The organism is Roseovarius mucosus DSM 17069, from assembly GCF_000768555.3.
Classification (GTDB): Bacteria; Pseudomonadota; Alphaproteobacteria; order Rhodobacterales; family Rhodobacteraceae; genus Roseovarius; species Roseovarius mucosus.
This window is the reverse complement of sequence record NZ_KN293991.1, coordinates 355,654-381,026: the sequence shown is the minus strand read 5'-3', so window position 1 is coordinate 381,026 and position 25,373 is coordinate 355,654. Positions and strand designations below refer to the sequence as shown.

The 25,373-nt window shown below is 60.5% G+C and carries 28 protein-coding genes and 1 riboswitch; of the genes, 20 read left to right on the top strand and 8 right to left on the bottom strand.

Translation table 11 applies throughout. The annotated features are described in order from the left end of the window. Window positions 1-10: 10 nt before the first annotated feature. Together ROSMUC_RS19610 and ROSMUC_RS19605 are read right to left on the bottom strand one after the other, a co-directional pair. On the bottom strand, window positions 11-397 hold the full coding sequence (locus ROSMUC_RS19610; protein WP_037276506.1) for an HIT domain-containing protein: 387 nt from the start codon (window positions 395-397) through the stop codon (window positions 11-13). 9 nt (window positions 398-406) lie between these two features. Continuing rightward, a complete protein-coding gene (locus tag ROSMUC_RS19605) occupies window positions 407-1,984 on the bottom strand; it encodes a DUF5928 domain-containing protein (RefSeq protein WP_037276505.1) in 1,578 nt (525 codons plus the stop codon). Between the two features lie 150 nt (window positions 1,985-2,134). On the opposite strand from ROSMUC_RS19605, the gene ROSMUC_RS19600 reads away from it, so the two are divergent. The 7 genes from ROSMUC_RS19600 to ROSMUC_RS19570 all read left to right on the top strand — a co-directional run bounded on the left by ROSMUC_RS19600 (window position 2,135) and on the right by ROSMUC_RS19570 (window position 8,665). Further along, the gene (locus tag ROSMUC_RS19600; RefSeq protein ID WP_037276504.1) at window positions 2,135-2,953 is read left to right on the top strand and encodes a sulfotransferase family protein; all 819 of its coding nucleotides are present in this window, start codon (window positions 2,135-2,137) and stop codon (window positions 2,951-2,953) included. A gap of 159 nt (window positions 2,954-3,112) precedes the next feature. Beyond that, on the top strand, window positions 3,113-3,382 hold the full coding sequence (rpsT, locus tag ROSMUC_RS19595) for a 30S ribosomal protein S20 (RefSeq protein WP_037276502.1): 270 nt from the start codon (window positions 3,113-3,115) through the stop codon (window positions 3,380-3,382). Window positions 3,383-3,863: 481 nt separating this feature from the next. After that, window positions 3,864-5,210, top strand: coding sequence for a chromosomal replication initiator protein DnaA (gene dnaA, locus ROSMUC_RS19590; protein WP_037276501.1), 1,347 nt, complete (start codon window positions 3,864-3,866; stop codon window positions 5,208-5,210). 124 nt (window positions 5,211-5,334) lie between these two features. Beyond that, window positions 5,335-6,453, top strand: a complete 1,119-nt coding sequence (gene dnaN, locus ROSMUC_RS19585) for a DNA polymerase III subunit beta (RefSeq protein ID WP_008281276.1) — start codon at window positions 5,335-5,337, stop codon at window positions 6,451-6,453. Window positions 6,454-6,507: 54 nt separating this feature from the next. Beyond that, a complete protein-coding gene (recF, locus tag ROSMUC_RS19580; protein WP_037276498.1) occupies window positions 6,508-7,614 on the top strand; it encodes a DNA replication/repair protein RecF in 1,107 nt (368 codons plus the stop codon). A 2-nt stretch (window positions 7,615-7,616) separates the two neighbouring features. Continuing rightward, window positions 7,617-8,048, top strand: a complete 432-nt coding sequence (locus ROSMUC_RS19575) for a VOC family protein (protein WP_037276497.1) — start codon at window positions 7,617-7,619, stop codon at window positions 8,046-8,048. Further along, on the top strand, window positions 8,045-8,665 hold the full coding sequence (locus ROSMUC_RS19570; protein ID WP_037276495.1) for a LysE family translocator: 621 nt from the start codon (window positions 8,045-8,047) through the stop codon (window positions 8,663-8,665). The genes ROSMUC_RS19575 and ROSMUC_RS19570 overlap by 4 nt, the downstream gene beginning before the upstream one ends. A gap of 76 nt (window positions 8,666-8,741) precedes the next feature. Here the strand turns inward: ROSMUC_RS19570 and ROSMUC_RS19565 are convergent, their stop codons facing one another. The 3 genes from ROSMUC_RS19565 to cuyA form a co-directional block, all read right to left on the bottom strand. Further along, on the bottom strand, window positions 8,742-9,188 hold the full coding sequence (locus ROSMUC_RS19565) for a YtoQ family protein (RefSeq protein WP_037276492.1): 447 nt from the start codon (window positions 9,186-9,188) through the stop codon (window positions 8,742-8,744). Between the two features lie 17 nt (window positions 9,189-9,205). Next, a complete protein-coding gene (gene pheT / locus ROSMUC_RS19560) occupies window positions 9,206-11,605 on the bottom strand; it encodes a phenylalanine--tRNA ligase subunit beta (RefSeq protein WP_037276490.1) in 2,400 nt (799 codons plus the stop codon). Window positions 11,606-11,716: 111 nt separating this feature from the next. Beyond that, on the bottom strand, window positions 11,717-12,733 hold the full coding sequence (cuyA, locus tag ROSMUC_RS19555; RefSeq protein WP_037276489.1) for a D-cysteate sulfo-lyase: 1,017 nt from the start codon (window positions 12,731-12,733) through the stop codon (window positions 11,717-11,719). 96 nt (window positions 12,734-12,829) lie between these two features. Here cuyA and ROSMUC_RS19550 point away from each other — a divergent pair, with 96 nt between their 5' ends. Further along, on the top strand, window positions 12,830-13,702 hold the full coding sequence (locus ROSMUC_RS19550; RefSeq protein ID WP_037276488.1) for a LysR family transcriptional regulator: 873 nt from the start codon (window positions 12,830-12,832) through the stop codon (window positions 13,700-13,702). 5 nt (window positions 13,703-13,707) lie between these two features. Here ROSMUC_RS19550 and ROSMUC_RS19545 read toward each other — a convergent pair whose 3' ends face one another. Both ROSMUC_RS19545 and ROSMUC_RS19540 read right to left on the bottom strand, forming a co-directional pair. Then, window positions 13,708-14,412 (bottom strand): winged helix-turn-helix domain-containing protein, encoded by a 705-nt coding sequence (locus ROSMUC_RS19545; RefSeq protein WP_037276487.1) that lies wholly within the window; start codon window positions 14,410-14,412, stop codon window positions 13,708-13,710. 24 nt (window positions 14,413-14,436) lie between these two features. Then, the gene (locus tag ROSMUC_RS19540; protein WP_037276485.1) at window positions 14,437-14,670 is read right to left on the bottom strand and encodes a hypothetical protein; all 234 of its coding nucleotides are present in this window, start codon (window positions 14,668-14,670) and stop codon (window positions 14,437-14,439) included. A 163-nt stretch (window positions 14,671-14,833) separates the two neighbouring features. Here ROSMUC_RS19540 and ROSMUC_RS19535 point away from each other — a divergent pair, with 163 nt between their 5' ends. The 4 genes from ROSMUC_RS19535 (at window position 14,834) to ROSMUC_RS19520 (ending at window position 17,703) form a co-directional block, all read left to right on the top strand. Then, entirely contained in the window at window positions 14,834-15,265 is a 432-nt protein-coding gene (locus tag ROSMUC_RS19535) for a hypothetical protein (protein ID WP_245875246.1), read from the top strand. Between the two features lie 27 nt (window positions 15,266-15,292). Next, the gene (locus ROSMUC_RS19530; RefSeq protein ID WP_037276481.1) at window positions 15,293-15,793 is read left to right on the top strand and encodes a hypothetical protein; all 501 of its coding nucleotides are present in this window, start codon (window positions 15,293-15,295) and stop codon (window positions 15,791-15,793) included. A 77-nt stretch (window positions 15,794-15,870) separates the two neighbouring features. Continuing rightward, window positions 15,871-16,494: a ribonuclease HII gene (locus ROSMUC_RS19525; RefSeq protein WP_037276479.1), complete on the top strand. Its 624-nt coding sequence runs from the start codon at window positions 15,871-15,873 to the stop codon at window positions 16,492-16,494. A 96-nt stretch (window positions 16,495-16,590) separates the two neighbouring features. Beyond that, window positions 16,591-17,703 (top strand): site-specific DNA-methyltransferase, encoded by a 1,113-nt coding sequence (locus tag ROSMUC_RS19520; RefSeq protein ID WP_037276478.1) that lies wholly within the window; start codon window positions 16,591-16,593, stop codon window positions 17,701-17,703. An 83-nt stretch (window positions 17,704-17,786) separates the two neighbouring features. On the opposite strand, the gene ROSMUC_RS19515 is transcribed toward ROSMUC_RS19520, so the two are convergent. Continuing rightward, window positions 17,787-19,151, bottom strand: a complete 1,365-nt coding sequence (locus ROSMUC_RS19515; RefSeq protein WP_037276475.1) for an MmgE/PrpD family protein — start codon at window positions 19,149-19,151, stop codon at window positions 17,787-17,789. Between the two features lie 129 nt (window positions 19,152-19,280). Then, a riboswitch (TPP riboswitch) is annotated at window positions 19,281-19,383 on the top strand. Between the two features lie 46 nt (window positions 19,384-19,429). Here ROSMUC_RS19515 and thiD point away from each other — a divergent pair. From thiD to tenA, 8 genes are read left to right on the top strand one after another with little or no spacing between them, the layout of a single operon-like run. After that, window positions 19,430-20,224, top strand: coding sequence for a bifunctional hydroxymethylpyrimidine kinase/phosphomethylpyrimidine kinase (gene thiD, locus ROSMUC_RS19510; RefSeq protein ID WP_037276472.1), 795 nt, complete (start codon window positions 19,430-19,432; stop codon window positions 20,222-20,224). Beyond that, window positions 20,221-21,210, top strand: a complete 990-nt coding sequence (locus ROSMUC_RS19505; RefSeq protein WP_037276469.1) for an FAD-dependent oxidoreductase — start codon at window positions 20,221-20,223, stop codon at window positions 21,208-21,210. The genes thiD and ROSMUC_RS19505 overlap by 4 nt, the downstream gene beginning before the upstream one ends. Beyond that, entirely contained in the window at window positions 21,194-21,391 is a 198-nt protein-coding gene (thiS, locus tag ROSMUC_RS19500) for a sulfur carrier protein ThiS (RefSeq protein WP_037276468.1), read from the top strand. Before ROSMUC_RS19505 ends, thiS begins: the two co-directional genes overlap by 17 nt. Window position 21,392: 1 nt before the next feature. Beyond that, the gene (locus ROSMUC_RS19495; RefSeq protein WP_037276466.1) at window positions 21,393-22,163 is read left to right on the top strand and encodes a thiazole synthase; all 771 of its coding nucleotides are present in this window, start codon (window positions 21,393-21,395) and stop codon (window positions 22,161-22,163) included. Further along, complete coding sequence (locus ROSMUC_RS19490) at window positions 22,163-22,759, top strand: thiamine phosphate synthase (RefSeq protein WP_037276465.1); 597 nt, start codon at window positions 22,163-22,165, stop codon at window positions 22,757-22,759. The genes ROSMUC_RS19495 and ROSMUC_RS19490 overlap by 1 nt, the downstream gene beginning before the upstream one ends. Further along, window positions 22,756-23,739, top strand: coding sequence for a HesA/MoeB/ThiF family protein (locus ROSMUC_RS19485; RefSeq protein ID WP_037276464.1), 984 nt, complete (start codon window positions 22,756-22,758; stop codon window positions 23,737-23,739). Before ROSMUC_RS19490 ends, ROSMUC_RS19485 begins: the two co-directional genes overlap by 4 nt. Next, window positions 23,736-24,668, top strand: a complete 933-nt coding sequence (locus tag ROSMUC_RS19480) for an ABC transporter substrate-binding protein (RefSeq protein WP_037276462.1) — start codon at window positions 23,736-23,738, stop codon at window positions 24,666-24,668. The genes ROSMUC_RS19485 and ROSMUC_RS19480 overlap by 4 nt, the downstream gene beginning before the upstream one ends. Then, window positions 24,665-25,348, top strand: coding sequence for a thiaminase II (tenA, locus tag ROSMUC_RS19475; protein WP_037276461.1), 684 nt, complete (start codon window positions 24,665-24,667; stop codon window positions 25,346-25,348). The genes ROSMUC_RS19480 and tenA overlap by 4 nt, the downstream gene beginning before the upstream one ends. The last annotated feature ends 25 nt before the right edge of the window (window positions 25,349-25,373 follow it).

Sequence of the window (25,373 nt, the reverse complement as noted above, 5' to 3'; positions counted from 1 at the left end):
CAGGGCTGCCTCAGCTTTCGGCGCGCGCCAGCATCCGGCCAAGCGGACGTCCGCCCAAGATATGGAGATGGTAGTGTGGCACCTCTTGCACGCCATGGGCGCCGGCATTGGTAATCGCGCGAAAGCCCTGACCGTCTTCGCCCAGATCAACACCCGTGAGGCGGCAGACCTCTGCCACGGTGCGATTGAAATCGACAATCTCGGCATCACTCGCCTCGGCGGCAAAATGGTCATAGCTAACATAGGCACCCTTGGGGATCACCAGCACATGCACCGGCGCCTGCGGCTGAATATCGTGAAAGGCAAGGGTATACGCAGTCTCCAGCACCGTCTTGTTTGGGATCTCGCCGCGCAGGATGCGGGCAAAGATATTTTGGGGATCATAGGCATAGGGCATGGCGCATCCTCAATCTGCAAACAGGTGGTCGGGTTCCGCGATTTCCTGCGCTTTTTCGCGCGGAATATCAAGGAACCGCGACAAGAGATCGGCGCGTTGGCCCCGATCATCCGATTGCCGCAAAATCATGTGATTCTCGAATTCGGAATCGCGGATGCGGTCGCTCTCATAGGTCATGTCGCCACGGATCGTGGGCAAAAGCCGCTCCAAGGTCTCGGTCGGGGTCTGCTCACCCGCGAGGCCGACACGCATGGCGTGGCCGATCAGATACTCATCGGTGAAATGGCACTGAACCTCCAAGAGCTTGGTCACGGCCCGGTCGCCACAGAAATCCTGCAAAAGATCAATACTTCCGGGGTCCATGCAGACAAGCAGGCGATCGGTTTCATAGTAATCGAACAGCATCCGCATAAGAGCGCGCCGGTGCCGGGTTCGTTTGGCCAATGTAGCCTGAATACCCCCCAGGTCGGGCAGGGCGGTGCCCTCTTCATTAAAGAGATATTCGATCGCGGGCAGGTTAGTGACCTGTCGGATACGCTCCAGCAGGCGCTTGGCCACATGCCATTTCTTGCACACCACGATCATCAACTCACGCTCACGCCCGAGTGTGCTCTCGGTTTCCCAAAACCGCTGCGCAAATCGCCGACCTTCACGACCGCGCGCAGTCAGAAACTGAAACAAGCTGCGGCCCTCGTTCGAAATCTGAAACTGCGCCCGCTCGTCGGAATAGAGGGTGCCCAATCGGCGCTTAAGCTCCAGTGCTTCTGGGCTGATCTTGCGGGCAAAGAGATAATCCTGACTGAGCAACAGGTCGTAGTGGTCATTATAGAACGTCACCGGCATACCATAGTCAGTGAACATCAGAAATGTGAGCGTACGTGTCTCGATCTCGCGCTCCGGCACGAGATGACGCACGAGCGTCTGAAAGAACGTCTCGTCTGGGATCCACGTTGTGCGGAAGAACCGCATCACATCTCGGCGCTTGCGCGTGAAGTCCAAAATCCATTCCACCGTGCGCCGACGCAGGCACCACCACTGGCTTCCGATCTGAATCTGGATGTCATGCGGAATAGCGCGCGTCAGTCCCAGTTTGCGCTGGAGGTTGTACGATGCATAAAACCGTTTGGGCTGTGTGCGTTCGTTAAAGAAATGGCGGTAAATGAGCCGCTCTTCCTTCATACCGGTCTTGATCCAGTCACTGTCGAAGTAATCGAAGCTCTCGACATAATCGACATCGCGGTTGTCCAGAAACTGATGCGCAAACCGGGCCGATTTGATCGGTGCGCAATCGCCGGACAGCATGTAGAAATGCGTGGCGCGCGGAAATTCGTCGACCGCAGCCTCAACCGCGTAGAGCGTGGCCTGCACCAGAGACCAAGCGCCCCAACCGCATCTGATCCGTTTTTTCGCAAAGGTTACACTGGGATTGTCTGCCAATGCCGTCTTGATCCGGGTAAAAGCCTCTGGCTTGGCGCGGGCGTCGAAATGAATTGCCATATAGTCGCCCGCAGCCGTCAGCATTTCTGCCTGACGGATGATCGCCTCAGGGTCCTTGTGGCAGAGCAAGATGAATGCGATCTTAGCCATTACGGAAACGGTTTAGCCTTCGAGTTACCGACTGTTTATAGCATTAACGGTGAACCGCGCCTGAATAAACAGACTTTCTTTGGTTTTTTGAACAGGTTAGACAGGATCAAGCCTGTATGAAGCGGGAAAGTGTTGGCGGAGGCAGCGATAATGGGATTTCCCGGAACCTGGATGACCGAAAGCGAGAGCGTGGTCTATCGCGTGGTGCCGAAATGCGCCTGCTCGACGATCGGGCAAATTCTGTATTACTCTGACCACGGCGTGTTCTTTGATGGCGACATTCACGATGCGACGGAGGGTCTGCACAAATGGGCCCGCGAGGATAGCCAAAAGCTGATCAACGCCAATGTGAAAACCCACACCTCTTATGCGTTTTCCTGCGTGCGCAATCCCTATACCCGAATCCTGTCATCTTTTTTCGACAAGATTTGCGGCATCCAGCGCAACGGCAGCCGCTACCGCGGCAAGCTGGTGCCGACCATCATCCAGAAATACGGGATTGAGGTGGGCGGCGACGACGGCAAGCAAGAGTTCGACCAGATCAAGAGCTTTCGACGGTTCCTGCTTTTTGCGCGGGACACTATCCGCTGGAAACGCCCCATGGAGCCGGACATTCACTGGTCCGCCATGTCGGGTCACATATCGACCTTCATCGTCAACGGGGGCCGTTACAACAAGATTTTCTGGACCGAGAAATTCGACGACGGTATGGGCGAGGTGCTGGCGGCCATCAACACCAAGCATCCCATCGACCTCAAGACGATTCCGCGCTTTAACGAATCCGAAGGCCATGGGCCGAAACGCGCTCACCCGGTCGAGGATTATTTCGACGATCTCTCGATGCATCTGATCTACGAGATCTACAAACGCGATTTCGACCTCTTCAAATATGATTTCGAGAATCCTGCAAACAAGATGCCGGTAGGAGAGATCGACCTTGATGAGGTGCACGCCAAGCTGGGCGACTGATCTGTTCCCACTAGGGCTTGCATTCCAGCCCAACTGGCGTATACGGCACGCCAGACATGCGCGTGATGCCCGCTCAGGCAAGAATCACCCCGTTCGGCGGGGGTCCCGGTTGGGTATGACGTGCGTTTACACATATCGAACCGAGAAAGGGTCACCTACATGGCCAATACGCCGCAGTCCAAAAAACGCGCCCGCCAGAACGAGAAGCGTTTTGCCATCAACAAATCGCGCCGCTCGCGTATCCGTACATTCCTCCGCAAGGTCGAAGAGGCCATCGCCTCTGGCGATCAAGACGCGGCTGTGACCGCCCTGCGCAATGCTCAGCCTGAATTGATGCGCGGCGTGACCAAAGGCGTGGTGCACAAGAACACCGCATCGCGCAAAATTTCCCGCCTCTCGGCCCGCGTCAAAGCCATCGCACAGAGCTGAGAAGCAACCCATTGAAAGTAAAAGGCAGCGTCGTCGATGCTGCCTTTTGCGTGTCTGGTGATCGGAGGACGGTCAGAGATTCTTTTCAGCCAAAGCCCCTGTCAAGCGCATAGAATAGTTGCCGCCACGGGCAAGACGTTGCTAGTTTCAGACCTGCGATTCACGCTTGGGGGGACAGGCTGCGTCGGGGTCGGGCATTAGAGGGAAACCCTCAGCCATGACACCGGGACTGAGCACTATGCTCTGGTCATGTCCAATGCGAATGTATTTTGCGGTCAGGAACCGCGTGGCTTTGGGACGGGCCGCGCACGAATGTTTTTTGACTGCAAGATGCACGCCTATTGACGAAGAAACATGCACCCGTTGCACTCGCGACGGCAGTTAGGTTTTTTTGCCAACTCAAAACTGTGTCGCCCCGGATCGAACACCTGCTGTCCGGTCCGATTTGAGAAGCACGGTAGAGTCGCGGAACGGGGACAGAATGACACAAGAGCAATGGGGCCAGTTGAAGCAAAAACTTCAGCAATCCGTCGGGCAGAGCAATTTCAAGAACTGGATCGAACCGCTGGAATTTGCTCGCGTCGATGATGGCGTTGCGACGTTTCATGTCCCCACGACCTTTCTTGGCAATTATGTTTCGCAACATTTTGGCGAGCTGATCCTCTATCAGATGACCAATCTCTCTCCCGACGTGAGGCGTGTGCAATTTCGTGTCGCCGCAAACAGTGGTGCGCGCCCGTCTCGTCCCGCTACCGCGGCCCCGATTGAACCTATTGCCGACAGCCTTGTGCCATCTGCGCCGCTGGACGAGCGATTCAGTTTTGACAGTTTCGTCGTTGGCAAACCCAACGAATTGGCGCATGCCGCCGCGCGCCGTGTGGCAGAGTGTGGCCCTGTCACCTTTAACCCACTGTTTCTTTATGGCGGCGTCGGGCTCGGCAAGACACACCTGATGCACGCGATTGCCTGGGAATTGAAAAACACCCGTCCCGATCTGAACGTGGTCTATCTCTCGGCGGAACAGTTCATGTACCGCTTTGTTCAGGCGCTGCGCGACCGCAAGATGATGGATTTCAAATCCGTGTTCCGTTCGGTTGATGTGCTGATGGTGGACGATGTGCAGTTCATCGCCGGCAAGGACAGCACGCAGGAAGAGTTCTTTCACACGTTCAATGCGCTCGTGGATCAGAACAAGCAGATCGTGATTTCGGCCGACCGCGCCCCCGGTGAGATTGCCAATCTCGAGGAACGCATCAAGTCACGCCTGCAATGTGGCCTCGTGGTCGACCTGCACCCAACCGATTACGAATTGCGTCTTGGCATCCTGCAATCCAAGGTCGACCGCTACCGCGCGCAATATCCCGACCTCATCCTGAATGACGGTGTGCTCGAATTCCTTGCCCATCGGATCAGCACCAATGTCCGCGTGCTCGAAGGGGCGATGACACGGCTCTTTGCCTTCGCCTCGCTGGTGCGCAAACCGATCACGCTCGAGCTGACGCAGGATTGTCTGGCGGACGTGCTGCGCGCCTCCGAGCGCAAAGTGTCCATTGAGGAAATTCAGCGCAAGGTCTCGGACCATTACAACATCCGCCTGAGCGACATGATTGGCCCCAAGCGGACCCGCTGCTACGCACGTCCGCGTCAGGTTGCGATGTATTTGTGCAAGCAGATGACCTCGCGCTCGCTACCTGAGATAGGTCGCCGTTTCGGTGGTCGCGACCACACAACAATAATGCACGGCGTCAAGCGTATCGACGAGTTGCGTATTCAGGATGCGCAGATCGCCGAGGATCTGGAGCTTCTGCGCCGCACGCTGGAAGGCTAAGCGGCAGCAGCCCTTGACGCTGCCGGTTTTCCATCCGAAAACTCCAAAAAACACTTGAGGTGCGGGGTGGAGTTGCTACCTTGCCCCTCCCGGCATTGGACCGGCACCTGACAGGAGCGAGGGAATGAAACTCAGCATCGAACGCGGCGCATTGCTCAAGGCCGTGTCCCAGGCCCAATCGGTGGTCGAACGGCGCAACACGATCCCGATCCTCGCCAATGTCCTGATCGAGGCCGAAGGCAACAGCGTACAGTTCCGCGCAACCGATCTTGATATCGAGGTGGTGGATAAGGCGCCCGCTCAGGTAGAGCGTGCGGGTGCCACCACCGTCTCGGCGGTCATGCTGCATGAAATCGTGCGCAAACTGCCCGATGGATCGCTCGTCACCCTCAGCGACGATGGGGCCTCTGGTCGCCTCACGGTGCAGGCCGGGCGCTCCAATTTCAATCTGGCCACCTTGCCGAAAGAAGATTTTCCGGTGATGGCCTCGTCGGAATACGCGAGCAATTTCTCGGCCCCGGCACCGGTGCTGCGCCGCCTCTTCGACAAATCGAAATTCGCCATTTCTACCGAGGAAACAAGGTATTACCTCAACGGCGTCTATCTGCATGTGTCTGACGCCGACGGCGGCAAGGTGCTGCGCTGTGTGGCCACCGATGGCCACCGTCTCGCGCGCATTGACGCTGACCTGCCCGACGGGGCATCAGACATGCCCGGCGTGATCGTCCCGCGCAAGACCGTGGGCGAATTGCGCAAGTTGCTCGAGGATGACGACATGAAGATCGCGGTCTCGGTCTCGGAGACCAAGATCCGTTTTGCCACCCCCGACATCACCCTCACGTCCAAGGTGATCGACGGCACCTTCCCCGACTACACCCGCGTCATCCCACAGGGCAACACCCGCCGGATGGAAGTCGACGCCGCCGAATTCGCGCAGGCCGTCGATCGGGTTGCAACCGTCAGCTCCGAGCGTTCGCGTGCGGTGAAACTCTCGCTCGACGAGGACCGTCTGATCCTCTCGGTCAATGCCCCCGATAGCGGTGCTGCCGAAGAAGAATTGGCCGTGGCCTATGGCGATGAGCGGCTGGAGATTGGCTTTAACGCCAAATACCTGCTGGAAATCGCCAGCCAGGTCGACCGCGAGAATGCCGTTTTCCTGTTCAACTCCTCGGGCGATCCCACCCTCATGCGCGAAGGCAATGACACGACGGCGGTCTATGTCGTCATGCCGATGCGGGTGTGACGCCTGTCGGAGCCTCCGGCGGGAGTATTTTTCGGAACGATGAAAGGGCCGTGAATGCCCGGCCTTTACCTATCGGAACTGACCCTCTCGCATTTTCGCTCGCATAAATTCGGGCGGCTTTCGCTTGACGCGCGGCCCGTCGCCATTCATGGCCCCAACGGCGCGGGCAAGACCAATCTGATCGAGGCGGTGTCGCTCTTGTCGCCCGGTCGAGGCCTGCGGCGCGCCGCGGCACAGGACATGGCGCGACGGCCCGAAGCGCTCGGCTGGAAGATCACAACGATCCTTCATTCCCTGCACCAAGCCCATGAAGTCGAGACCTCCGCCGAGGGCATGACCGCCCGCCAGGTCCGTATCGGCGGCAAAGCCGCCACGCAGATCGCCCTAGGGCGCATCGCGCGTGTGCTCTGGCTCATCCCTACCATGGACCGTCTCTGGATCGAAGGGGCAGAGGGCCGCCGCCGTTTTCTCGACCGGATGACCATGAGCTTTGTTCCCGCCCATGCCGAGGCCACGCTTGCCTATGACAAGGCGATGCGCGAACGCAACCGCCTGCTCAAGGATCAGGTCCGCGACGCGCAATGGTATCTCGCTCTGGAACGGCAAATGGCCGAGGCGGGTGCTGAAATCCACGCCAACCGCCAGCACGCCCTCGCGCTGATCGCGGGCGCGCAGATGCAGGCGGAAACAGCCTTTCCCACAGCCGAGCTTGAGCTGACCCAAACCGAAGGCGAAATGCCCGGGACCGCCGACGACCTGCGTCAGGCGCTGGCCGAGAGCCGCTTTCGCGACCTTGTCGCCGGGCGCACCCTTATCGGTCCGCACCGGGCCGATCTCTACGGGGTCTATGCCGCCAAAGACGTGCCCGCCGCCGATTGTTCCACCGGCGAGCAAAAGGCGCTCCTGGTCTCGCTCATCCTCGCCAATGCCCGCGCGCTCGCCCGCGATTTCGGTGCGCCGCCGCTTTTGTTGCTGGATGAGGTCGCGGCCCATCTTGACGCCACCCGCCGGGCCGCGCTCTATGACGAAATCTGCGCACTGGGCGCTCAGGCGTGGATGACCGGCACCGGACCCGAACTTTTCTCCGAACTGGGCGCACGCGCACAACATATTCACGTCACCGACATCGACGGCATCAGTCAGATTTCTAAAGCGACCTAACCATGACTCCGCAACGCGTCACTCTCATCACCCTTGGCGTCGATGATCTCGACCGGTCGCGTGCCTTTTACGCGGCCCTTGGCTGGACCCCGGCAGAGGCGCTGGATGAGGTCGTGTTCTACCAGATGAACGGGCTTGTCCTCGGCCTTTTTGGCAAGGCGCATCTCGCCGCCGATCAGGGGCGCCCGGATGCTACCCTCGGCACTGGCGCAATCACGCTGGCGCAGAACTATTCGAGCGAGGCAGAGGTGGACACCGCCTTTGCCACCGCCCTCGCGGCCGGGGCCACTGCGCTCAAACACCCCGACAAGGTGTTCTGGGGCGGTTACTCCGGCTATTTCGCCGATCCCGACGGCCATGTCTGGGAACTGGCGATGAACCCTTTCTGGCCGCTCTCCGAGGATGGCAGCCTGACCTTACCAGAGGCTCCATGACCATCGCCCCTTTCGATCTATTGCTTTATGCCGCCGCCATGGCGGGCCTCTGGGCCGTGCCGGGGCCCGTGTGGGTGGCGCTGACTGCGCGCGCACTTTCGGGGGGCATGCGCGGGGCCTGGCCCTTGGCCGTCGGCGTGGCTTTGGGCGATCTGATCTGGCCTCTTTGCGCCATTCTCGGCCTTACCTGGGTGCTCTCGCTCTATGGCGACGCCCTCAGCCTCTTGCGTTGGGTTGCAGCGGGGGTGTTCATCGTGATGGGGCTTTTGCTGATCCGGGCGCCTGCGCGGGTGCCCGGCGCCGATAGCCGAATGACACGCCCCGGCATATGGGCCGGGTTTTCCGTAGGCGTTGCCGCGGTCATCGGCAACCCCAAGGCAATCCTGTTTTACATGGGGTTTCTGCCAGGTTTCTTCGATCTCTCGCAGGTGACAGTACCGGATATCGCCGCCATCCTCGCCATATCGGCCATTATCCCCATGCTTGGCAATCTGGCGCTTGCGCTCTTTCTCGACCGCGCGCGACGCCTGTTGCAGAGTCCAGCGGCGCTCCGGCGTATGAACGTCGGATCGGGCGCGCTCCTGATCCTTGTCGGGCTTGTGATCCCCTTCACATAAAGGGCCGCTCGCCTTCATCTGGCCCAAAATACCTTGGGGGAGTCCCGGATGTCATCCGGGACGGGGGCAGCGCCCCCTATCCGGGCAAGGTTCCGGTCAGAACATAGCGCAGCAGGTCCACCACCTGTGCCGGTTCGCGCGCCACGGCGAGGGCGGCGGCATCCACCTCCTTCAGAGCATGGTCATGTTCCGGGCGTTGCAGGATGATCAGCGACTTACCAAGCGCCGCAGCATAACCCGCGTCAAAGGCCGCGTTCCATTGTTTGTACTGCTCGCCAAAGCGCACGACGACCACATCCGCCTCGGCCAGACCTTTCCGGGTGCGGATGGCGTTGACCATGGCCCCCTTGTGGTCGTGCCAATACTTGTTCGGCTCCTCACCCAGAATCACCACGCCGCAATCATCGCTCGCCGCATGATCCGTGACCGGACCAGAGAAAACCACATCAAGCCCCTCGGCCCCCGCGATGATCTGTTCCCGCCAATCGGTATGGATTTCGCCTGACAGATAGACCTTGAGCATGGTTTCCTCCTTTTTCTTCAGCCCCGAAGAACTCCGCCGGTGGCCTTGGTCACTTTTTCGATGATCTTGGCCGATACCGCCTCGATGTCGGCTTCGGTCAGGGTCTTGTCGCGCGGTTGCAACCGCACCGTCAGGGCCAGGGATTTCTTGCCCTCGCCCAGATTGCCGCCGCTGAACGCGTCGAACACCCGCACATCCTCGATCAGCGCCTTATCGGCCCCGGCCGCCGCGTTGATCAGGGTCAGCGCCTCGGTTCGAGAGTCCACGACAAAGGCGAAATCACGCTCGACCGCCTGCAAATCACTGATGTCAAGCGCGCCCCGGCTGGCAGAGGTCTTGCGCGGGAGTGGGATTTCACCCGGATAGAGCGTAAAGGCCACGGCAGGCCCTTTGACATCCAGCGCCTGCAAGATGCGCGGATGCACCTCGCCGAAGATGCCCAGCATCTTCTTGGGACCTAGGCAAATCCGTCCATGCCGTCCGGGATGGAACCACGCCGGGCCGTCACGCAGGATTTGCACCTTGGCCGGAGCACCAATGGCCGCGAGGATCGCCTCGGCATCGGCCTTGGCATCAAACACATCTACGACACGCGTCGCACCATGCACATCCTTGGGGCCGGTGCGCCCGACCAAGAGACCCGCCACCTGCAAATGTTGCTCGCCGGGTTCGCCACCATGAAAGGCATGGCCAACCTCGAACAGCGCCAGATCCATGAGTCCGCGCGCCTGATTGCGTGCCGCCGCCCGCAAGAGCCCCGGAAGCAGATCGGGCCGCATGTGGCTGAGGTCCGCACTGATCGGATTGGCCAGCATCGTGGCATCATCGCCGCCACCAAAGAGCGCGGCCGCCGCATGGTCGATGAAACTGTAGGTGACACATTCGTTATAACCGAGCGCCGCACCTGTGCGCCGCGCGATCTGCTCGCGCTTTTGCATCGGGCTGAGGATCGGCTTGGGTACGCCCGGCAGGGCGCGCGCCATCGGGCGGCCTTGCAGCTTGGTCAGGGAGGCAATGCGCGCCACCTCTTCCACCAGATCGGCCTCGCCCAGAATATCCGGTCGCCAGCTTGGGACATAGGCCATATTGCCTTCGAGTTTGAAGCCGAGGGCGGTCAGCGTCTGACGTTGCTCGCTCTCGGGAATATCCATGCCGACCAGCGATTGCACCCGCGCGGTATCAAGGCGGTAGGCACGGCTCACATCCGGAACCTTACCTGCGACCACGCGGTTCGAGGGCACGCCGCCGCAGAGATCAAGGATCATCTGCGTCGCCAGATCCAGTGCTTCCATGTTGAACGCGGGGTCAATGCCACGTTCATTGCGATAGCGTGCGTCGGAATTGATGCGCAGGGCGCGGCCCGTTGTGGCGATCTGCACCGTGTCCCAAACGGCGGCTTCGAGAAAGACATTCGCGGTCTCATCGGTGCAGCCGGTGGCAAGGCCGCCCATGATGCCACCAATGCTCTCAATGCCGCTGTCATCGGAAATCACCACCTGACCGGGGCCAAATGTATATTCCTTGTCATCCAGCCCGATCAGCGTTTCGCCACCAGAGGCGCGGTGCACACGCAGGTTCCCGTTCACCTTGTCTGCGTCAAAGACATGGAGGGGGCGGTTGCGATCATAGGTGAAAAAATTGGTGATATCGACGAGGGTCGAGATCGGGCGCAGCCCTATTGCTCGCAGCCGCTGTTGCAACCATTCCGGCGAGGGGCCATTCTTGACCCCCCTGATCAACCGCCCGGCAAAAACCTCACAGCCACCCTTTGCGGTATCATCGTCGATCGTCACGCCAATGGGGCAGGAAAACTGCCCCTCAATGTCTACGGTCTTGGCGCGCTTCATGGTGCCCAAACCTCGTGCCGCGAGGTCGAGTGCTACGCCACGCACACCAAGCGCGTCGGGGCGGTTGGGGGTGATGGCAATCTCAATCACCGGGTCCACCTTGGCGGGCTCATGTGCAGCCAGCCAATCGGTGAACCGCTGCCCCACCTCGCCCGAGGGCAGTTCGATGATGCCGTCGTGCTCTTCGCTCAACTCCATTTCGCGTTCGGAGCACATCATGCCGTGGCTCTCAATGCCACGAATCTTGCCCACGCCGATGGTGGTGTCGATGCCCGGCACGTAGACGCCGGGCTTGGCGATGACCACGGTGATCCCCTCACGCGCATTGGGCGCGCCACAGATGATCTGCGTCTCGCCATCCGCCGTGGCCACCTGACAGACGCGCAGCCGGTCTGCATCGGGATGCGGCTCTGCCTTGAGCACCTTGCCGATGGTAAAGTCACGCAGGCGTGCGGCGGGATCGGCGATCCCTTCCACCTCCAAGCCCAAATCGGTCAGGGTCTCGGCAATCTCCTCCACCGAGGCGGTGGTTTCCAGATGCTCTTTCAGCCAGGACAATGTGAATTTCATGCGTGCTCTTCCGCCGGCAAATATGGGTTACAGAGCGCTTTACCGGATATGTCAGGCATGGAAAACCCCGCATTGCTGCGGGGCTTTGTCTTGGTCACCCTGTGGAGTGGGTTACTTCTTCCAGCGGCCCGAGAAATCGAAGGCGTTGTCATAGCCAAAGAGCGCAACCGCACCACCGGTATGCAGAAAGACGACGCGCTCGCCTTTTTTGAAATGGCCCTTGCGAATGAGGTCGATAAAGCCTGCGGCCCCCTTGGCGGAATAGACCGGATCAAGCAGGATCGCCTCAAGTTCGGCAAACATGTGAATGGCTTCGATGCCGGATTCTGTGGGCATGCCATAGCCCTCACCAACGTAATCGGTGTTTGCGACCACATCCTCACGCTTGACCACTCCGGCGCAGCCCAGCTTTTCAGCGGTGGCGCAGGCGAGGTTATAGACATTCTCTTCCTGCTTGGGCTTGGGCGCGCGCACACCAATGCCCAAAAGCGGAATTTGTGCATTCATCGCCTTGAGGCCGGTGATCAGCCCCGCCTGGGTGCCGGCGCTGCCGGTGGCGTGAACGATATGATCCACCTTGAGCGCCCGATCATTGAACTGCGCCAGCATTTCGAAGGCGCAGTTGACATAGCCAAGCGCGCCTGTCGGATTGGACCCACCACCGGGGATGGTGTAAACATTGCGCCCCTCGGCGCGGAACTTGTCCGCGACCTTTTCCATTTCGGCATTCATATCGCCGCCACCGGGGCGCTTTTCCGTGGTCGCCCCATGCATGTGATCCAAGAGAACATTGCCGCCATTGTTGTAATTGGCGTTGTTCGATCCAGTGCGATCTTCCAACAGCAGATGGCAATCCATCCCCAGCTTGGCGGCAAAGGCCGCCGTTTGGCGCGCATGGTTGGATTGCGTGGCCCCTTGGGTCATCACCATATCCGCACCCTGCAATTCCGCCTCGGCCATCAGGAATTCAAGCTTGCGGGTCTTGTTGCCGCCAGTGCTGAGCCCGGTGCAATCGTCCCGCTTGATCCAGATTTCCGGGCCGTTCAATTCCTTCGTCAAGCGGTCCAGCCGCTCGAGCGGTGTGGGCAGATGTGCGAGAAAGCGGCGGGGATAGCGGGCAAGATGCATGGGTGTCCTCCATTAACATGCGTTTTCTGTATGGTAAGACGGGACATAGGCGGCGTCTAATGCTATTATCGCCCCGTAAAGTGCAAGGATTGCAATATGAGATTGGAGTGGCTGGATGATATTCTGGCGGTGGCCGATGCCGGATCACTCGCCCGCGCTGCCGAGATACGGCATGTCAGTCAATCCGCCTTTACCCGTCGGCTGCGTGCCATTGAGGAGGCGCTTGGAGTGCCGCTCTTTGACCGAAGACGCAAACCCGTCGTTCTCCTGCCCGACATCGAGGTGCAGTCAGGCGAGATGCGCGCGCTGGCCACGCAATTGCGCCACTTGCGAGAAAGCCTGATACAGCGCACCGGGACGCGGGGGCTGACACTCGCATGTCAGCATGCCATCACCACCACCCATTCCCCCGCGATTGTCAGTATCTTGACAGCACAGGGCGGGCGGCCGGTGCGGGTGCGCTCGGATAACCGCGAGGAATGTCTTTTGCGCCTCTTGTCCGGCGAGGCGGATTTGGCCGTGGTATACGCCGTGCCCGAGATTGCACCACTCACGCTCAACCGCAGCTTTGAGCAGATTTTGCTGGGGCGCGAGCGGCTGAGACCGGTGGCGGCCCCCCGTTTGGCGCAAGGCAATGACCTGCCGTTCATCGGATATCCGGCAGATGTGTTTCTGGGGCAGATCATGGCGCGCGCGATTCTGCCACGTATTCCCGCACACCGCATTTTGCGACGTCGTGCAGAAACCGCGCTGACGCTCGCGGCGCATGAATATGCGCGCCGGGGAATCGGAGTGGCATGGTTGCCCGAGGGGATGGTGCACCGAGATCTGGACGAGGGGCGTCTTGTGCCGCTCGATCAGACGCTTCCAGAACAGGAAATGGAACTTTGGATGATCCGTCTCAGCGACCGTAGCGATGACGGCTGGGCGCATGACTGGTCGCGGTTGGTGGCGGCTTTGGGCGTTTGAACGCCTCAGATCACCCGGATCACATCCTTGTCGATGGCCAGCATATAGCCCCTGCGCGCGATGTTCTTGACCAAAAGCTCACTCACCAACTGATTGCCAAGGGTATCACGTAGCCGCTTGATGCGCGTGGCACCTGCTGCCTCTTCGCAATCCTCGGGCTTGCGCCCGGAAATCACCGCTTCGATCTCGGCCCCGGTCATCACGTCATCGTCCAATCGTGCCTCGGCCAGGACACTGAGGGTTTCCATGGCGGCATCGGTCAGCTTGAAGCCCATATCGTTCAGATAGACCGTCTTTTCCTCGCGGCTGATCAGCAGGGAACTGACCTGAATCCCCGACCGTTCGATCTGGGCCATGCGGCGGTTGAGGGTGATCAGCATCACCAGAAAGACCAGCGACGCCACAAGAAGCGCGGTGGCAAAAACCAGCAGCACAAAAATTACCATCCGATAGCTGACCAGTGTTTCCGAGAATGCTGTGCCCGAGAGCGCCAGAATTTCCAACAACTTGATTTCGCCCTGACCGGTCAGCGCGTCATTCTCGACAAAGATCCGCTCGACCTTGGCGTTGAATGCATTGGCATCTGGCAGACTGAGGAAAAGAAACACGGCTGCACTGGTCAGAATCGCAACGATGGCCCCCACCCCGGCGATCACCACCCGGTTGCCGGACCGGCGCGCATCGGCGGCGGTGGTGGTTATCCCGCGCATCCGCGCACGCCTCTGCTGGTCACCTTAGTTTTCCTTCTTCGATAACACCTTGAGCAGGGTCAGTCCCTGCTGTGCCAATTGCGCCCGGAGCGCCGCCTCTGCCGAGGCGCAGGGCGCGTTCACGACGGTCACGTCGTAATAAAGCTCAAGCGGTTTATCGCGCTTGGCCTTGTATTCCACCTGGCAAGCCGCCTGCGCCGTGGTCGCGGCAAGGACAAGGCCGAAGGCAAGGATGAGGGGGCGTGTGATCTGTTCCATGCGGCCAAGATGCGCCAAGCCCCACGGCTATTCAATAACTTGTGCGACAGAGTGACCAGAAAACAGCCTGCTATCTGATAACATCGGGGCGTTATTGCCTGTCCTGGGGGACTGAGCCCACCCTTGGATCACAGCGTCTGGTCATGTGGGCCAACGCAGAGAAATGACCCTCAGTACCCTGAAAGGAATGACCATGCATCGCAAGTTCATCGTTCTCATCATCGGCGCGGCCCTGACCGTGAGCAGCCTTGCTGCCGCGCCGGTCCAGGCACAGAACCGGGGCGAAACCGCCGCCATTATCGCGGGTGTCGCCGCACTGGCCATTGTTGGCGCCGCGATTTCCGATGACCGCAACCGCGATCGTGATCGCCGCAACGATTACGCCACGCGGGGTCATGGTTATAAGCAGCCGTATTATGCCCCCAAACGGCATCACAAACACGGCTACAACCCCGGCCACAATCGCCACCATTATAGCCAGAACCGCTATTACGAGCCGCAGCGCGGCTATGGCCGCCCTCATCAGGGCCGACCGGTCTATCAGCGGGGTTATGGCAACCACCTGCCCTATCACCGCGACAACCATCGCAACTGAGTCCTGCGCCTCGGAAAGGATCATGCCATGTTAAGAAAACTCACCTCAGCCCTTGTGATCGGAGCGCTTGCGCTGACCACGGCCACCGCAACCCCCGCTCTCGCCCGCGACCGGAGCGACAATCGCAACCTCGCCGTCGGGCTTGCCCTTGGGGCCATCGTCGGCGCGGCAATTGCCAGCAACAACAAGCAAAACAACAACGGCGTGTATCGGGATGATCGCAGATACCGCGACTACGATGATCGGGACTACGACGACGATCATCGGCGCTATGACAGAGGCCATGGTCATCGCGGCCATGACAATGATCACGGGCGCTATGACAGAAATTACGGGCGGGCGCAGCGTGTCAACCTGCCGGGGGCATGCCGGGTCTATGCGGGCAACCGCGCGGGATATTCTGGCCGCTGCCTGAGCCACCGCTACGGCTCTTACCGCGCGTTGCCGTCGGCCTGCGCCGTTCGCGTGGGTGGGCAACATCAAGTGATCTACCGCGATCACTGTTTGAACCAATACGGATATTACTGAACCCACCAAGCAGGCAAACAGAGGGAGGGGCGCGCCCCTCCCTTTGCATTTACCCGCGGATCATGCGACGAGAAGCCATGCTTGGCCCCGATTTCACCCATGAGCGCGCCGCCCTGTCCGAGGGGTATCTCCGTATCGCCGGGGTGGATGAAGTTGGGCGTGGGCCTTTGGCCGGGCCGGTCACTGCCGCCGCCGTGATCCTTGATCCTGCGAATGTCCCCGAAGGCCTGAACGACTCAAAGAAACTGAGCGCCGCGCGACGTACCGCGCTCTGTGAGGCGATCCATACCTCTGCCCAAGTCAGCGTGGCCCATGCCAGCGTCGCAGAGATCGACGAGATCAATATCCTGCGCGCCGCGCATCTGGCGATGGAGCGGGCAATCGCAGCCCTCGACCCTGCGCCCGATCTTGTCTTGATCGACGGCAATCTGATCCCGCGCGGCCTGACCCTTCCTGCCCGTGCGATCGTGCGCGGCGATGCGGTCTCTCTCTCGATTGCGGCGGCCTCAATTGTGGCAAAAATCAGGCGCGACCGGATCATGTGGGATTTGGCGCAACAGTTCCCCGGCTATGGCTGGGAACGGAACGCCGGATACCCGTCGAAAAGCCACAAAGAGGCGCTGCTAAATCTTGGTGTGACCCCACATCATAGACGTTCGTTCAAACCGGTCCACAACATCTTGTATCAAGAAAATAACTAAGCCACTGATTCAAAAAAGAATTTGACGGCGATTCGGGTTTGACTCATCTTGGTCTCCAACGACCAGAGCGCACAAGCGCCGGGATAGAGGCAGAAGATGACGACAATGACCAAGGCCAAGAGCGCGCCTGCGCTCCCTCTTAACACGATTATCGCCGGGGATTGCATCGAGGTGATGAACAGCTTGCCAGAGGCAAGCGTTGATCTGATCTTTGCCGATCCTCCCTACAACCTCCAGCTCAAGGGCGATCTGCACCGCCCCGACAACAGCCAGGTGGATGCGGTCGATGACGCCTGGGACCAATTCGCCAGCTTCGCCGCCTATGACAAATTCACCCAAGACTGGCTCAAGGCGGCGCGCCGACTGCTTAAGCCGAATGGCGCGATCTGGGTCATCGGATCTTATCACAACATCTTTCGGGTTGGGGCGGCGTTGCAGGACGCAGGGTATTGGATCCTGAACGATGTGATTTGGCGCAAATCCAACCCTATGCCGAATTTTCGCGGCAAACGCCTGACAAACGCCCATGAAACGATGATCTGGGCGTCAAAATCCGAGGGTGCGAAGTATACCTTCAATTACGAAGCGCTGAAATCGCTCAACGACGGGGTGCAGATGCGCTCAGACTGGGTGCTGCCGTTGTGCACCGGACATGAGCGGCTCAAGGATGACAAGGGCGACAAGGCCCATCCGACGCAAAAACCCGAGAGCCTGTTGCACCGCGTTCTGGTCGGTTCGACCAACCCCGGAGACGTGATCCTCGACCCGTTCTTTGGCACCGGCACGACCGGCGCCGTGGCCAAGATGCTGGGCCGCGATTACATCGGGATCGAGCGCGAGGCGGCCTATCGTGTGGTCGCAGAGAAACGGCTGGCAAACATCCGCAAATTTGACCGCGACGCGCTTCAGGTCTCGACCTCGAAACGGGCAGAGCCGCGCGTGCCCTTTGGTCAGCTGATCGAACGCGGTATGTTGCGCCCCGGTGAAGTTCTTACCTCGGTCAACGGCAAGGCGGCCAAGGTCCGTGCCGATGGGACGCTGGTAGCCGATGGCGTAAACGGCTCGATCCACCAGATCGGCGCGCATCTCGAAGGCGCACCTTCCTGCAACGGCTGGACCTATTGGTGCTTCAAGCGCGAAGGCAAAGTGGTGCCGATCGACGTGTTGCGCCAGCAGATCCGCTCAGAAATGGAAGAACGCCCCAACTGATTACCCAGACACCGCCGGTGCCCAAGTCCTGACTTTCTCGGGCACCATTGACCTGCCCCGCCTTCTTGGCGGGGCTTTTTTCTTTATCTGTCTGGGGCGGGCACAACCAGATCAGCCATTTCCGAGAAAGGCATATCAGGCTGAAACAGTCTCTGTTTCATATCCCAGAGCGCCGCAATACGCCCCTCTGACAGCACATGCCCGGCCATCGCACCCAGCTTGGCGCGCACATCCGCATCGGGCATCGGGGCCTCTGGACCGCCGCGCGCGTTGACATCACCCGATGTCAGTCGTCGCCCATCTTGCAGGATCGCCGTCACATCCGACCACCGCCCGGCGGGAAAGCGGGCAGAATGGCGGGGCTCTTCGCGTACCGTGATGCGGGCGTGCAGACGGGCGACCTCCGGATCATTCAATCCCGCATCAGTGATATGCTCTGGTCCGATTCTTCCATGCACCAGCAGCGTGGCCAGTGCGAAGCCCAGCGAATACTGCGCCTCGCTCGTCGTTTTGGGCAGTCCGGGGAAAAGGGCCGCCGATTGCGCAAAGGTCGCTACCTCCAGTCGTTCAATCTCGGTGGCCCGCAGGCCCTGTTCGACCATCAGCACGCGCACTCCTTCCAGTGCGCCATGCGCCCAGCGGCAAATTGGATAGGGCTTGATGTAATTGCGCAGGATCGTCCAATCCTGTCCCAAATCTTCCCAAATATGCGCAACCTCTTCCCCCTCGATTGTAATCGCGGGCGCGCCGGTAAACCCGCGTTCTGCCAATAGCAGAGACGAAATTCCCACAAGAGCACCCATGCCAGACCCGTCGTGCAACATTGTGGGATTGGCAATTTCGCGCATCATCTGGCTGCGTGGCCCGTGATATTCTGCGATTCCCATCGCCTCGCGCAGAATATCCGACGGTTGCCCGCGCAAATGCGCCCCAAGAGCTGCAACACCCAGCGCGTTCCACGCGCCCGAGGTGTGGTAATCCGCAGCCGTTGCATGAAGCGCAACCCCCGCCCGCGCCGCCACCTCATAGCCCATGGCAAGCGCGATCAGCGCCTGTCGTCCGGTCAACTGCGGATGCTGCCCCGCATAGGCAAATAGTGCCGGCACCAGCGCGCAGCCAATATGCCCCTTGGTCGGGTTATAGCCGTCATGCCCATCGAGATTGTCGATCTGCGTGGCCAGCGCCCAGGCGGCACCAGGCATGGCGCAACGTCGCCCGTCGAAGAGCAAAATTGCGCTGTGTTTGTCACTCCCTGCGGCATGAAACTCGACCGCGAACTCGCGCGCGATGCGCCCCACTTCCAGCGTCGCCGCACCCGCCGCAACGCCGAGCGTATCGACCAGCAAAAGGGCCATTCGTTCCAGCACTTCCTGCGGAACTTCAAGGGTGGGGTCGAGCGCAAATTTTGCGACACGGTCGAATTGAAGACGGTTGGAGACAACGGGCATCGGAGCAACTTTCTGCAAGAGGGCATGTCTCAACGTGGCGCGTTCTGACGGCGGTTTGTCGGCTGTTTGCGACATTTCCTGTCTCGCATTCTCCTCTTGCAGCGCATGGAATCGGCTGTTAGCAATCGTGCATATCCGTTGGGGTGCCCGTGTGCAGGGCTGAGAGGTGTAAAGCCAACCCATCGAACCTGATCCGGGTGATGCCGGCGTAGGGAACGGACCTTAGCACGCCCAGCGCGCCCCCCGTCCGTTTCCCCGCAGAATGAGAGGAACGGCAGATGGTTGCCACAGCTTTGACGATCGCAGGCTCCGACAGCGGCGGTGGTGCGGGTATTCAGGCTGATCTCAAGACTTTTTCGGCGCTTAACGTCTATGGTGCAAGCGTTATCACAGCCGTCACCGCGCAAAACACCTGTGCCGTGACCGATGTGCATGCCATTCCGAATGCGATCGTTGCGGCGCAGATCTTGGCAGTTTTGGGCGATATTAGGGTCGATTGCATCAAGATCGGCATGCTGGGCGATGCCAGTTTGATCGAGACCGTGGCAGAGGCGCTGGCGGAGTATCGTGGCCCAATAGTCCTTGATCCTGTGATGGTGGCGAAATCCGGCGCGCGCCTCTTGCCGGACGCAGCGCGTGCCGCGCTCATCGCGCATCTCGTGCCGCGTGCTGATCTCCTCACCCCGAATTTGCCGGAGGCGGCAGCGCTTTTGGGCATGGCAGAGGCGCAGGACGATGCCGAGATGCAGGCGCAGGGCGCGCTTTTACGTCAAATGGGAGCCAAGGCAGTCTTGATGAAAGGCGGGCACGCACAGGGCGAGACCTGCACCGATTGGCTGATCGCTGATGAGGTGATCCGCCTGGACGCCCCGCGCATAAGCACGCGAAACACCCATGGCACCGGCTGTACGCTATCATCGGCCATCGCGGCACAGCTTGCAAAGGGACTAACCTTGCCAAAAGCTGTATCCGCCGCCCATGGCTGGTTGCATCACGCGATCCTTGCCGCCGATACGCTGGAGATCGGTCAAGGGCATGGCCCGGTCCATCATTTCCACGAGGTCTGGACATGACCGAGGCGATCACCATACGGGGCGCGGGCATTGTTGGCCTCTGCGTGGCCACCGTACTCGTGGCGCGTGGAATTTCCGTTACTCTGCGTGATCCGGCACCGGAACCTGGCGCGCATGCCTGCTCTTGGTGGGCGGGCGGCATGCTTGCCCCATTTTGCGAAGGCTTTTCCGCGGAAGAACCGGTGGTGCGTTTGGGTCAAGAGGCTGCAGACTGGTGGGCGGCGCAGGGTGTCGAGGTGATACGGCGCGGATCGCTTGTCGTGACCTTGGACCGCGACCGCCGCGAACTCGACCAATTCGCGCGCCGCACCCGAGGGCATCGGATGGTTTCAGGCTCTGATTTGGCTGAATTAGAGCCACATCTGGCGGATCGCCATGACCGTGCGCTTTTCTTTCCTAACGAGGCGCACATCAACCCGCGCGGTGCTCTCATGCACCTGCGCACGCGGTTGCATGAGGCCGGCGCAGAGTTCGAGCAGAGCGATGCCACCCCCACGGGGTCGGTCATCGACTGTCGCGGTCTTGCAGCACAGGATAGCCTGCCCAATCTGCGCGGCGTCAAAGGCGAGATGGTCGTCTTGCACAGTCGGGATGTGACCCTATCCAGGCCTGTTCGCCTGCTACACCCGCGATTTCCGCTCTATATCGTGCCGCGCGGCGATGGGGTGTTCATGCTGGGCGCAACACAGATCGAGAGTGCGGAACGCGGGCGTGCCTCTGCCCGGTCCGTTATGGAACTGCTGTCCGCGGCCTATGCCCTGCACCCGGCCTTTGGCGAGGCGGAGGTGTTGGAGATCGGTGCCGACGCACGCCCGGCCTTTCCCGACAATCTGCCGCGGATCATTCAAAAAAACGACACGATCCATGCCAACGGTCTCTTCCGTCACGGCTTTCTCTTGTCACCTGTGGTGGCGCGGATGGTGGCCGGTCTGGTCACAGGCAACAACGAAACACTGGAGTTTTTGTCCCATGAAGATCACGGTTAACGGCACCCCGCGCGACAGTACCGCGGCAACGCTCGACGCGCTGCTGGTCGAGTTGGGGTATGGCGGGGCCAAGGTGGCGACAGCAGTGAACGAAAGTTTCGTTCCCGCCACAATAAGGCCAGAACAGAGACTGAATGAGGGCGACAGGATCGAAATTGTCGCACCACGGCAAGGGGGCTGACATGCCTGTTTTCTATGAGACTGAGGTCAGCTCGCGGCTGATGCTCGGCACGGCGCAATATCCATCGCCCGCGATCCTTGCCGAGGCCTTTCACCGCTCTGGCGCAGGCATCGCCACTGTGTCGGTGCGCCGTGAGGCCGGAGGCGAGCGGGCCGGGCAGGCGTTCTGGGACATGATCGCCGACCTAGGGGTGCATGTCCTGCCCAATACCGCCGGCTGCCATTCGGTGCGCGAGGCCGTGACAACGGCCCAGATGGCGCGTGAACTGTTCGATACCAACTGGATCAAGCTTGAGGTGATCGGCCATGCCGACACGCTTCAACCGGACCCTTTCGGTCTGGTCGAGGCCGCACGCATCCTGACCGATGACGGATTTCAGGTGTTTCCCTATTGCACCGAGGATCTGGTGCTCTGTGAACGGCTGGTCGAGGCCGGGTGCCGGGTGCTGATGCCCTGGGGCGCGCCCATCGGCACGGGCCTTGGCCTCAACAATATCTATGGTTTGCGCAGCTTGCGGGCGCATTTCCCTGATCTGCCGTTGGTCATCGACGCCGGTTTGGGCCTGCCCTCACAAGCTGCACACGCAATGGAACTGGGCTATGACGCCGTTCTGCTCAATACCGCGGTGGCCAAAGCGGGCGACCCGGCGGCAATGGCCGAAGGTTTCGCACGCGCACTCGAGGCCGGCCGCTTGGCCTATGAGGCCGACCCGATGGAGCCGCGCGATATGGCCGCCCCCTCTACCCCTGTGTTCGGGAGGGCGTTCACCTGATGTCGCTGCCGCGTTTTTATCCGATTTTCGATCATACGGACTGGCTGCGCCGCCTGCTTCCGCTTGGTGTGACGCTCGTGCAATTGCGCATCAAAGACCTCACCGGCGAGGCTCTGCTGGATCAAGTTGTGCAGGCACAGAGCCTATGCCGCGCCCACGGGGCGACTCTCGTGGTCAACGACCACTGGCAAGCGGCGATTGATGCAGGCTGCGAATGGGTGCATCTTGGGCAAGAGGATCTCGATACTGCCGACATCGCCGCCCTACGCCGCGCCGGTCTCAAACTGGGGCTCAGCACCCATGACCATGCAGAACTTGACCGAGCCCTCACGCATGCGCCCGATTACGTGGCGCTTGGCCCGGTCTATCCGACCATCTTGAAAAAGATGAAGTGGCACGAACAAGGGCTGGACAAGCTGACGGAGTGGAAGCGCTTGACCGGCGACATTCCCCTCGTCGCTATTGGCGGCATGTCGGTGGAGCGAGCGGGCGGTGCCTATGCGGCCGGGGCGGATATCGTCTCTGCGGTAACGGATATCACACTTAATCCCGACCCCGAGGCACGGGTGCGGCAATGGATCGAGGTGACAGGGTGAACCGCTACGCCCGCCAAGTCGCCCTGTCCGAATTCGGGCAGGCAGGCCAAAACCGGCTTGCGGCGTCGAATGTCTTGGTGGTCGGCGCGGGCGGGTTGGCTGCACCCGTGCTGCAATATCTGGTGGGCGCGGGCGTTGGGCGGATCACGCTCATGGATGGCGACCGTGTGTCCCTGACAAACCTCCACCGCCAGACGCTGTTTCGGATGGAGGATATTGGCCAGCCCAAGGCACAGGTCGCCGCCGCGCATATGACCGCGCTCAATCCCGAAATAGAGATTTTCGCCGTGTTGGAGCCACTTGATCCGTTGAATGCCCCCGATCACGTCGCCGCCGCTGATCTGGTTCTTGATTGCGCCGATAGTTTCGCAGCAAGCTACATGCTGTCGGATGTTTGCTTCTCGCAGGGCACGCCGCTGATCAGCGCCTCTATCGTTGGCACCTCAGGCTACGTGGGCGGGTTTTGCGGGGGGGCGCCGTCTTTGCGCGCGCTCTTCCCCGATTTGCCAGACCGGCTAGGAAGTTGTGATGCTGATGGCGTTTTGGGGCCATCCGTGGGAGTGATCGGCAGCCTTCAGGCGCAGATGGCATTGGCGATTCTGGCCGGAATAGAGCCTGTTCCAATGGGTCAGCTCGTCACTTTCGAGGCGGTCGGTCATCGCTTTGGCGGTTTCCGCTTTGATGGAGCGCCCGAGCCAGGGGATGGCTTCCGCTTTATCGCGCCCGGTCAGATCACGTCCGCCGATTGGTTGGTCGACCTGCGCGCCGAGACCGAGAGCGGCCCCGCCTTACCAAACGCCATCCGCCACAGCGTTGGCGATTTTGATCACCCCGACACCCGCCCGCAAGGCGCGCGCGCCGTGCTGGCCTGTCGTTCCGGCCTGCGGTCGTGGCAGGCCGCGAGCCGACTTCGATGTCATTGGCACGGAGAGATAGCCTTGATCGCCCTTGGCGACGTTCAACAGGAGACTAACGCATGAAACACCTCACCCTGATTTTTGCCCTCATGGCCAGCCCAGCCATGGCACAGGACAAGATGACCCTGATCCTCGACTGGTTCATAAACCCAGACCATGGCCCGATCATCGTGGCCGAGGAGTTGGGCTATTTTCAAGAGGCCGGACTTGAGGTCGAGGTCATCGCACCCGCCGATCCGTCCGATCCGCCCAAGATGGTGGCCGCCGGTCAGGCTGATCTAGCGATCTCGTATCAGCCACAATTGCACATGCAGATCGAGAACGGCCTTCCGCTGCGACGCGTGGGCACGCTCGTTGCTACGCCGCTCAACTGCCTCTTGGTGCTCGCAGATGGCCCAATCAAATCTACCGCTGACCTCAAGGGGCGTAAGATCGGGTTTTCGGTGGCAGGCGTCGAAGAGGTGCTGCTTTCGACCATTCTTGGCCAACACGGTCATAGCCTGAGCGATATCGAACTGGTGAGCGTCAACTGGTCTCTCTCGCCCTCGCTCATGTCGGGTCAGGTCGATGCGGTGATTGGGGCCTATCGTAATTTCGAGCTTAACCAGATGGAAATCGAAGGTGTTCCGGGGCGGTGTTTCTATATCGAGGAAGAAGGCGTGCCGGCCTATGACGAGCTGATCTATGTTGCCAATCCCGACACGATGAATACCGACATGATCCGCCGCTTCCTGCATGCCACCGAGCGTGCGACGCAGTACATCATGAATCACCCGCAAGAGAGCTGGGAAATTTTCGCAGGCACCTCGCCCGAATTGCAGGATGAGTTGAACGAAAAAGCCTGGGTTGACACCTTTCCGCGCTTTGCCACCCGTCCCGCAGCCCTGGATCACGCCCGCTACAAGCGCTTTGAACAGTTCCTGCTCGACACCGGGATGATCGAGAACGCAACGCCCGTTTCGGGCCTTGCCATGGACCTGAACGCGGAATGACCCATGATTACGGAGTGACCTTTCCCCGCTTGCGCGATGCGGCGGGGACGGTTTGGCAGGATTACACGCATCATCCCTTTGTCGAGGGGCTGCGCGATGGCACGCTACCGCGCAAGGCGTTTCTGGGCTATCTTGTGCAGGACTATGTGTTTCTTATCCATTTCGCCCGTGCTTGGGCCCTGGCCGTGACCAAGGCCGATGCGCTGGAGGAGATGCGCTCCTGTGCCGCCACCGTCGACGCGCTGGTCAATCACGAACTCAGCCTCCATGTCAAAACCTGCGCCGAAGCGGGGCTGAGCGAAGCAGACCTCTACAATGCCGAGGAACATCCCGCCAACCTCGCCTATACGCGTTACGTGCTCGATGCGGGGCATTCCGGCAACTTCCTCGACCTGCTGGCGGCGCTTGCCCCCTGCGTCATGGGTTATGGCGAGATTGGGGCGCGGCTGGGGCCGGTGGCGGAGGATCACCGTTACGCCGGTTGGATCAACACCTACGCTGGCGACGCCTATCAACAGGTCTGCCGCGATGCTGGCGTGCTCTTTGACGGCGCCGTGGCGCGGCGACTGGGCGCAGGGGCCGAGACAACACCCGGCTGGGGTCGCCTCTGTCAGCGCTTCAGCACTGCCACGCGGCTTGAAGTCAGTTTCTGGGACATGGGCCTGTCGTTTGGCCTCTGACGCCCCTCGCAGCGTGGCCTGAATT

Excerpts from the sequence above, each read along its gene's own strand:
- ROSMUC_RS19545 (WP_037276487.1), bottom strand. The coding sequence starts at position 14,412 with ATGCGCGGGATAACCACCACCGCCGCCGATGCGCGCCGGTCCGGCAAC.
- ROSMUC_RS19480 (WP_037276462.1), top strand. The coding sequence starts at position 23,736 with ATGAAACACCTCACCCTGATTTTTGCCCTCATGGCCAGCCCAGCCATG.
- ROSMUC_RS19600 (WP_037276504.1), top strand. The coding sequence starts at position 2,135 with ATGGGATTTCCCGGAACCTGGATGACCGAAAGCGAGAGCGTGGTCTAT.
- rpsT (WP_037276502.1), top strand. The coding sequence starts at position 3,113 with ATGGCCAATACGCCGCAGTCCAAAAAACGCGCCCGCCAGAACGAGAAG.
- ROSMUC_RS19530 (WP_037276481.1), top strand. The coding sequence starts at position 15,293 with ATGTTAAGAAAACTCACCTCAGCCCTTGTGATCGGAGCGCTTGCGCTG.
- cuyA (WP_037276489.1), bottom strand. The coding sequence starts at position 12,733 with ATGCATCTTGCCCGCTATCCCCGCCGCTTTCTCGCACATCTGCCCACA.
- ROSMUC_RS19525 (WP_037276479.1), top strand. The coding sequence starts at position 15,871 with ATGCTTGGCCCCGATTTCACCCATGAGCGCGCCGCCCTGTCCGAGGGG.
- ROSMUC_RS19550 (WP_037276488.1), top strand. The coding sequence starts at position 12,830 with ATGAGATTGGAGTGGCTGGATGATATTCTGGCGGTGGCCGATGCCGGA.
- ROSMUC_RS19605 (WP_037276505.1), bottom strand. The coding sequence starts at position 1,984 with ATGGCTAAGATCGCATTCATCTTGCTCTGCCACAAGGACCCTGAGGCG.
- ROSMUC_RS19570 (WP_037276495.1), top strand. The coding sequence starts at position 8,045 with ATGACCATCGCCCCTTTCGATCTATTGCTTTATGCCGCCGCCATGGCG.
- thiD (WP_037276472.1), top strand. The coding sequence starts at position 19,430 with ATGGTTGCCACAGCTTTGACGATCGCAGGCTCCGACAGCGGCGGTGGT.
- thiS (WP_037276468.1), top strand. The coding sequence starts at position 21,194 with ATGAAGATCACGGTTAACGGCACCCCGCGCGACAGTACCGCGGCAACG.
- dnaN (WP_008281276.1), top strand. The coding sequence starts at position 5,335 with ATGAAACTCAGCATCGAACGCGGCGCATTGCTCAAGGCCGTGTCCCAG.
- tenA (WP_037276461.1), top strand. The coding sequence starts at position 24,665 with ATGACCCATGATTACGGAGTGACCTTTCCCCGCTTGCGCGATGCGGCG.
- ROSMUC_RS19535 (WP_245875246.1), top strand. The coding sequence starts at position 14,834 with ATGACCCTCAGTACCCTGAAAGGAATGACCATGCATCGCAAGTTCATC.
- ROSMUC_RS19610 (WP_037276506.1), bottom strand. The coding sequence starts at position 397 with ATGCCCTATGCCTATGATCCCCAAAATATCTTTGCCCGCATCCTGCGC.
- pheT (WP_037276490.1), bottom strand. The coding sequence starts at position 11,605 with ATGAAATTCACATTGTCCTGGCTGAAAGAGCATCTGGAAACCACCGCC.
- ROSMUC_RS19490 (WP_037276465.1), top strand. The coding sequence starts at position 22,163 with ATGTCGCTGCCGCGTTTTTATCCGATTTTCGATCATACGGACTGGCTG.
- ROSMUC_RS19495 (WP_037276466.1), top strand. The coding sequence starts at position 21,393 with ATGCCTGTTTTCTATGAGACTGAGGTCAGCTCGCGGCTGATGCTCGGC.
- ROSMUC_RS19565 (WP_037276492.1), bottom strand. The coding sequence starts at position 9,188 with ATGCTCAAGGTCTATCTGTCAGGCGAAATCCATACCGATTGGCGGGAA.
- dnaA (WP_037276501.1), top strand. The coding sequence starts at position 3,864 with ATGACACAAGAGCAATGGGGCCAGTTGAAGCAAAAACTTCAGCAATCC.
- ROSMUC_RS19540 (WP_037276485.1), bottom strand. The coding sequence starts at position 14,670 with ATGGAACAGATCACACGCCCCCTCATCCTTGCCTTCGGCCTTGTCCTT.
- ROSMUC_RS19515 (WP_037276475.1), bottom strand. The coding sequence starts at position 19,151 with ATGCCCGTTGTCTCCAACCGTCTTCAATTCGACCGTGTCGCAAAATTT.
- ROSMUC_RS19520 (WP_037276478.1), top strand. The coding sequence starts at position 16,591 with ATGACGACAATGACCAAGGCCAAGAGCGCGCCTGCGCTCCCTCTTAAC.
- recF (WP_037276498.1), top strand. The coding sequence starts at position 6,508 with ATGCCCGGCCTTTACCTATCGGAACTGACCCTCTCGCATTTTCGCTCG.
- ROSMUC_RS19505 (WP_037276469.1), top strand. The coding sequence starts at position 20,221 with ATGACCGAGGCGATCACCATACGGGGCGCGGGCATTGTTGGCCTCTGC.
- ROSMUC_RS19575 (WP_037276497.1), top strand. The coding sequence starts at position 7,617 with ATGACTCCGCAACGCGTCACTCTCATCACCCTTGGCGTCGATGATCTC.